Source organism: Leyella stercorea (assembly GCF_021531355.1).
In the GTDB taxonomy this organism is placed as follows: Bacteria; Bacteroidota; Bacteroidia; order Bacteroidales; family Bacteroidaceae; genus Prevotella.
The window spans coordinates 1-6,746 of sequence record NZ_JADYTS010000107.1 but is presented as its reverse complement, the minus strand read 5'-3'; the positions used below and the strand labels follow the sequence as shown (position 1 = coordinate 6,746).

7 protein-coding genes are annotated in these 6,746 nt (G+C 46.3%); all 7 read left to right on the top strand.

Going from position 1 to position 6,746, the window contains the following annotated elements; translation table 11 throughout:
- The first annotated feature begins 150 nt into the window (after window positions 1–150).
- Entirely contained in the window at window positions 151–975 is an 825-nt protein-coding gene (locus I6E38_RS13955; protein ID WP_235394563.1) for an ABC transporter ATP-binding protein, read from the top strand.
- A gap of 12 nt (window positions 976–987) precedes the next feature.
- The gene (locus I6E38_RS13950) at window positions 988–1,830 is read left to right on the top strand and encodes a hypothetical protein (protein WP_235394562.1); all 843 of its coding nucleotides are present in this window, start codon (window positions 988–990) and stop codon (window positions 1,828–1,830) included.
- A 20-nt stretch (window positions 1,831–1,850) separates the two neighbouring features.
- Window positions 1,851–2,225, top strand: coding sequence for a GntR family transcriptional regulator (locus I6E38_RS13945; RefSeq protein WP_235394561.1), 375 nt, complete (start codon window positions 1,851–1,853; stop codon window positions 2,223–2,225).
- A 411-nt stretch (window positions 2,226–2,636) separates the two neighbouring features.
- Window positions 2,637–3,416, top strand: a complete 780-nt coding sequence (nudC, locus tag I6E38_RS13940) for an NAD(+) diphosphatase (protein ID WP_235394560.1) — start codon at window positions 2,637–2,639, stop codon at window positions 3,414–3,416.
- A gap of 149 nt (window positions 3,417–3,565) precedes the next feature.
- The gene (locus I6E38_RS13935) at window positions 3,566–4,549 is read left to right on the top strand and encodes a Gfo/Idh/MocA family protein (protein ID WP_235394559.1); all 984 of its coding nucleotides are present in this window, start codon (window positions 3,566–3,568) and stop codon (window positions 4,547–4,549) included.
- A 5-nt stretch (window positions 4,550–4,554) separates the two neighbouring features.
- The gene (locus I6E38_RS13930; RefSeq protein ID WP_235394558.1) at window positions 4,555–5,673 is read left to right on the top strand and encodes a DUF4421 domain-containing protein; all 1,119 of its coding nucleotides are present in this window, start codon (window positions 4,555–4,557) and stop codon (window positions 5,671–5,673) included.
- Window positions 5,670–6,662 carry an N-acetylmuramoyl-L-alanine amidase-like domain-containing protein gene (locus tag I6E38_RS13925; RefSeq protein WP_235394557.1) on the top strand — a complete coding sequence of 331 codons (993 nt, stop codon included), beginning with the start codon at window positions 5,670–5,672 and terminating at the stop codon, window positions 6,660–6,662. The genes I6E38_RS13930 and I6E38_RS13925 overlap by 4 nt, the downstream gene beginning before the upstream one ends.
- Window positions 6,663–6,746 lie beyond the last annotated feature (84 nt).

Below are 6,746 nucleotides of genomic sequence, written 5' to 3'. Positions count from 1 at the left end.
CTACTTTTTCTATAAAACGAAAAATGAGCCATGTTAGTACTTATATATAAAAATAATTTAGATCACTTACTTAAAAACTTGGAACTTGCTTGAGAAAATATTTATATTTGCAGTGTCCTATTGAAGTAGTACACTAAAACATTAACGATTATGATACAGATTAAAGACATTGATTTCAGATACCCAGGTAGCAAGCACCTCGTATTTAGAGATTTCTCTTTGGAGCTCAAGGAGAACAACATTTATGGCTTGCTCGGTAAGAACGGTACAGGCAAGAGCACCCTGCTCTACCTCATCAGCGGATTGCTCCGCCAGCAACAAGGCACCGTTCTCGTGGATGGCATTTCGGCACAAGACCGCAGAGCCGAGATGCTGAAGGATATCTTCATGGTGCCCGAAGAGTTTGAACTGCCCAACGTTTCACTCGCCACCTACGTGAAGATGAACCAGGAGTTCTATCCTAACTTCTCGCAGGAAGTGCTGGATCGTTGCCTTAAGGATTTTGATTTACCACTCTCTCTCAAGTTGAACGAACTCTCGATGGGACAGAAGAAGAAGGTATTCATGAGTTTCGCACTCGCCACGGGTACCCGCTTTCTTCTGATGGACGAGCCAACCAATGGTCTCGACATCCCATCGAAGAGCCAGTTCCGTAAGGTCATCGCCAACAACATGACGGAAGACCGCACCCTCATCATCTCAACTCACCAGGTGCACGATGTAGAGTCGTTGCTCGACCACATCATCATCATGAACCAGAGCCAGCTCCTGCTCGATGCATCGGTTTCAGACATCTGCGGGAAATACACCTTCGAGTACCGCAACCCACAGGAGATGGACGACACCGTGCTCTACGCCGAACCAACCCTGCAGGGCAATGCCGCCATCTGCAAGCGACAGGAGGGTGAACAGGAAACACAGATGAACCTGGAGTTGCTCTTCAATGCAGTAATTAATGGAAAATTAAACGATTAAAATTAGACGATTATGAAAAAGAATTTCGATTTACATAGATTAAGCATGGTACTTCGTTGGGATATTCTCACCAACTGGCAGCGTCATCTTGGAGCTACAGCAGGTCTCACCCTCAGCATTTCCATCTATTGTGTATTGCGACTTTTTAGCATGAGATTTTGGCTTAACTCAACCGATGTAGAACAGGCTGGTCATCAATACCAGGTAAGTGTTTGCATGTTCTTTTATATAATAGCATTCATCGCGTTCTACATCTTGGCAAGTTGTATATTCAATAACATGAAGACTAAATTGCAAAGAGAGAGTTTCCTGATGCTTCCTGCTTGTAATCTAGAGAAGTTTGTGGCCCGATTACTCATGATGAGTATCGGTGTTTTGGTTCAACTTTTTGCAGCAGTAATCTTGGCTGATGTTATACTGTTCATCTTTAGTTTCATCATCACTCCAGATTTTCATATCAGCATCACCTGGACTGTGCTTAGCCATATTATTTCCACAATTCACCCTTTCGACAACGACTGGCTGAAATGGATTACCCTCTATTCATTCATACTATTTTCCCATTCTTTCGCAACACTTGGCGGAACATTCTATCGCAAGTTGCCTGTATTGCTAACAGCTTGCACGGGCATTCTTCTTAGTATGATTTTGGGATACATAATCAACAAATTAGGAGAAGCTGGAGTTTTTGATTTCTTCAGTCATATTAACTTCAGCAATGGTTCCACAGCTGACTATTGTATAACAATTACAGCATTCTTTGTTTTCCTTGCTTTGGCTGCCTTCAACTATTGGGCATCCTACAAGCTCTTCACCCGTATGCAGGTTATCTGCAACAAGTGGATCAACATCTAAAAATTAAAATTGAAAGTATTATGATTTTCAGTAATGATAAAGCAATATACGTACAGATAGCCGAGCGATTGAGCGATGAGATTCTGGCGGGCAAGTACAAGGAAGACGAGCGAATACCGAGCGTCAGGGAATACGCCGTGCTGCTGGAGGTAAATGCCAACACAGCCGTGAAGGCATACGATCTGCTTGCCACCGATGAGATCATCTACAACAAGCGAGGCCTGGGCTACTTTGTTTCCGCAGGAGCCAAGAAGCAAATCAAAAAGACCCGCAAGAAGGAGTTTATGAAAGAAAGACTCCCGGAACTCGCCCGACAGATGCAGCTTCTCGACATCTCCATCGACGAAGTGAAGGAAGAGTTGGAGAAGAATCTCAATAATATAAAGCTATCATGATGCTGTTTTCTTCAAAAAACACTACCTTTCCTCTATAAAACAAAAATGGATATCTCCGCAAAAGGTAACTAAACATCTGTATAATAAAAATGAGGAACACAAACTTTCTGGCCCAAGCGCAAACAAGGACCTACTCATATAGTTATACTTTACTCTTCGAGTTTGTACTCAAACTGGCTTTCATAGCCGTCCGTCAATATGGTAAGATTGCGAATGAGGTGTAACCATCACAAAGATTATTTGTGATTTAGAGCACATTGATGCAAGATTTCAGATATGCCGGTCTTGACATTTTAACTCCAGCAGCGAGCACATGGAGATATTCATTTCTGTTTTTTATCACAACTGGCTTATAATTCGGAAATTTTATCTAAATTTGTATTTAAAATATAACCTTTTTAAAACATAACTATGTACTACTGGTTTGTATTCAACAATAAAGGGGAACTTCTCCTTCAGAAATGTGAGGATGGCACTTTCACCATCCCGTATTGCGAGTATGTGCCCGTCACTACCACCCCCAAAACACATATTATGGACATTTCGCCCATGGACAGCGGAGAGGAAGTGAAGGCCCTGCAAGTAGACGACATGCAGATTTGTGCTGACGGCACTTTCGAAGGGTGCGGTCTACGGCAGTCGTACTACAAGCTTTCGCATCCTCTTTATCTCAAGGCGGGCAAATGCCACGAGCTGCTCTACTGGGACCGCAACACGCAATATTGTGGCGTATGCGGGTCGCCAATGGTGATGGATACAGACATTTCCAAGAAATGCCCCAATTGCGGTAAGACCGTCTGGCCACAACTGGCTACAGCCATTATCGTACTCATAAACCGTGGCGACGACCTGCTGCTGGTACATGCCAAGAACTTCAAGACCGACTTCTACGGATGTATTGCCGGATTTGTGGAGACGGGAGAGTCGCTCGAAGAGGCAGTTAGACGTGAGGTGTGGGAGGAGGCTTCCATATCGATTAAGAATCTGAGATACTTCAAGTCGCAGCCTTGGCCCTACCCTTGCGGACTCATGGTCGGATTCTTTGCTGAATATGACGGGGGCGACTTGAAGTTGCAGGAGTCGGAACTGTCGCGAGGCAACTGGTTTAACAAGAACAACCTGCCTACGATTCCCGAGAAACTCAGCCTTGCAAGAATGCTGATTGACAAATGGCTGGAGGAACATTCATGAATTTTGAGTTTTGAATGTTGAGTGTTGAATTGTTCTCGGCTAACACCTGCGATGAAGAATTGTTCTATGTTGAATTGTAGGAGACTATGGCATCCTCGCCGTAGCCTGAGCAGTTGACGATAATGAATTTTTGATTTAGTGATTAAGATATGAAACAAATAGGTTGGGGATTTATCGGATGCGGTGAGGTGACCGAGAAGAAATCCGGACCGGCATTCAATGAGGTGCCTGGTTCAAGCGTAGTGGCTGTTATGAGCCGAAACGAGGCTAAGGCAAAGTCGTACGCCAAGCGTCATAATATAAAGAGGTGGTACACCGACCCTCAGGAGCTTATTGACGACCCTAACGTCAATGCCGTCTACATAGCCACTCCTCCTTCAAGCCATGCAACATTCGCTATAATGGCTATGAAGGCTGGCAAACCCGTGTATATCGAGAAGCCGTTGGCAGCAAGCTACGAGGACTGTGCCCGCATCAACCGCATCAGCGAGATTACGGGCGTGCCGTGCTTCGTGGCTTACTACAGACGCTACCTGCCCTATTTCCAGAAGGTGAAGAGCATCATCAATTCGGGAACTATCGGCACAATCGTAAATGTCCAGATACGTTTCTCGGTTCCGCCGAGAGACCTTGACTATCAGGACGCCCACAACCTGCCGTGGCGCTTGCAGCCGGACATTGCAGGAGGAGGCTACTTCTACGACTTGGCTCCTCATCAGCTCGACCTCCTGCAGGACATTTTCGGAGTCATAACACGTGCTCATGGCTATTGCTCCAACAGGGCACATCTGTATAAGGCTGAGGACTCCATAAGCGCCAGCTTCTTCTTCGAGAACGGTCTGCCGGGTAGTGGCTCATGGTGTTTCGTGGGCCATCAGAGTGCAAAGGAAGACTGCATTGAGGTGATTGGCGACAAGGGAATGCTGTCGTTCTCGGTCTACAATTACGACCCCATACAAGTGGTGACGAGTGCCGGACGAACAAACATTGTTGTGCCTAACCCTTCTTATGTCCAACTGCCTATCATACGCTCTGTAATAGAGCATCTTCAGGGCATAGGAGTGTGCCAATGTACAAGCGTCAGCGCCACACCTGTCAACTGGGTGATGGACCGAATTCTCGGAAAGCTCTAAAATACATGTATTTGAAAAGAACCATAACTATATTGTTGTCCGTATTGATTTCGGGAATGTCTGCCATGGCTCAAACTACGGCAGACACCATCAGTACGCCCCAAAAGTACCGTCACAAGACTTTCTTCCGTGTTGTCGGCAGGACTTTTGGCAGGTTTATGAGGAATTTCAGCGAGGTGGACACCAACTACATCGAACCGCAGAAGTTCAACTACACAGCTATGGTTCAAAACACCAATACTTATGAGATTTACCGCATAGCTACTACTATGGGCAACGACTTCACCTTTGCCCCACTCCCCACCTTCAAGCTCGGACCGTATTTAGGCTGGCGTTGGATTTTCCTTGGCTACACTTTCGACCTGAAGAACATCAACAGCGGAGACAAGCGAACCGAATTTGACCTCTCCATCTACAGTTCACAGCTTGGAGTTGACCTTTTCTACCGCAAGACGGGCAACGACTACAAAATCTCGAAAGCCCAACTCGACACAGACGGCAAGGTGAACACACGCCAGTTAAACGGAATGAACTACGACGGCATTAGCGTGAGCATCAAGGGATTCAACATGTATTACATCTTCAATCACAAGCGGTTCTCCTACCCTGCCGCCTTCAGCCAGTCGACAATACAACGCAAGTCGTGCGGTTCGGCATTGTGCGGCATTGGCTACACACGCCACTCGTTAAGTGTCGATTGGGAGAAGCTGTACAACATCGTTGCCAAAAACCTTGGCGAGGAGACTGCCGAGCGCTACATGGACCCCGAACTGAAATTCAAGAAGATTAACTATACCGACGTCTCGCTTTCGGGAGGCTACGGCTACAACTGGGTGTTCGCCCGCAACTGGCTGGCGGCTGCCTCGTTGTCGTTGGCCCTGGGCTACAAGAGTTCGTCGAGCGACACCAATCACTCTACATTCACGCTCAAGGACTTCTCCTTCCACAACTTCAATATCGACGGAGTGGGACGCTTCGGAATCGTATGGAACAATATGCGATGGTATTATGGTGCCAACGCCATAATCCACACGTACAACTACCATAAGTCGAAGTTCTCTACCAACAACATCTTCGGTAGCCTTAACATTTATGTAGGAGTAAACTTTGGAAGAATGAAATGAAAAACCAGAATATTATGACCACAACGTTTCTATCGCTTGCCGTGGCGTTGCTCGCACAATGCGGCAACCCTTCGGCAAACAACATAAAGCCACAAGCGCAAAATAACGCTAGCAAACAGCAGAACTCGCTACAGCTAAAGTCAAAACCTGCCTATGAGGACTCGTTGTCGTATGGCAAAAGTTCGGTATCCATCACCTATAATAATAAGGTGAAAGACAGGGCAAGAATTGAGCAGATAATGAATAAATACGCCCAGCAAACAGCCGACCCAGCCCTTATAATCGCAATAGCACGCGAATTGCGTGGCATTCCTTACGTGGCAAAGACGCTTGAGGTGAACAAGCAGGAAAAGCTTGTAGTGAATCTTAGCCAGCTCGACTGCACCACTTATGTAGAGAACGTTCTTGCCATTTATCTTTGCATCAAGAACGGCAAGACTTCGGTTGACGATTACGCACACTACCTGCGAATGGTGAGATACCAGAACGGAGAGGTGAGCTATACTGCCCGACAGCATTATTTTACCGACTGGATTTACGAGAACACACAGAAGGGATTCGTCGAAGAGATTCAGTCGCCCAACCCTCCTTTCTCAGCAACCCAGGCCTTGCGTATTGACTTCATGAGCACTCACGCTTCGCTTTATCCTATGCTGAAGGACAATCCGCAAATGATAGAACGGATAGCCAAGACCGAGCAGCTGCTCTCCGGAAAGAAGTTCAGCTACATTCCCAAATCTGCCATCCACGACACCAAGCTGCTGCGCTCTACCATCCACAATGGCGACATTATTGCCATCACAACATCCAAGGCAGGACTCGACACGTCGCACATAGGCATTGCCGTGTGGCACAAAGACGGACTGCATATGCTCAACGCCTCACAAATTCACAAGAAGGTTGTTGAAGAGCCTATGACGCTCTACCAATACATGCAAAAGCATCCGTCGCAGACTGGCATAAGAATTGTGAGAGTCAAGACGAAATAGATTTTATATAGTAGGGATTGTCGTTTAATTCTTTCAGTCGTGGACGCATAGAGGTCATCTTGGTATTTGATGCTCCGTGCAATC

Excerpts from the sequence above, each read along its gene's own strand:
- I6E38_RS13955 (WP_235394563.1), top strand. The coding sequence starts at position 151 with ATGATACAGATTAAAGACATTGATTTCAGATACCCAGGTAGCAAGCAC.
- I6E38_RS13950 (WP_235394562.1), top strand. The coding sequence starts at position 988 with ATGAAAAAGAATTTCGATTTACATAGATTAAGCATGGTACTTCGTTGG.
- I6E38_RS13945 (WP_235394561.1), top strand. The coding sequence starts at position 1,851 with ATGATTTTCAGTAATGATAAAGCAATATACGTACAGATAGCCGAGCGA.
- nudC (WP_235394560.1), top strand. The coding sequence starts at position 2,637 with ATGTACTACTGGTTTGTATTCAACAATAAAGGGGAACTTCTCCTTCAG.
- I6E38_RS13935 (WP_235394559.1), top strand. The coding sequence starts at position 3,566 with ATGAAACAAATAGGTTGGGGATTTATCGGATGCGGTGAGGTGACCGAG.
- I6E38_RS13930 (WP_235394558.1), top strand. The coding sequence starts at position 4,555 with ATGTATTTGAAAAGAACCATAACTATATTGTTGTCCGTATTGATTTCG.
- I6E38_RS13925 (WP_235394557.1), top strand. The coding sequence starts at position 5,670 with ATGAAAAACCAGAATATTATGACCACAACGTTTCTATCGCTTGCCGTG.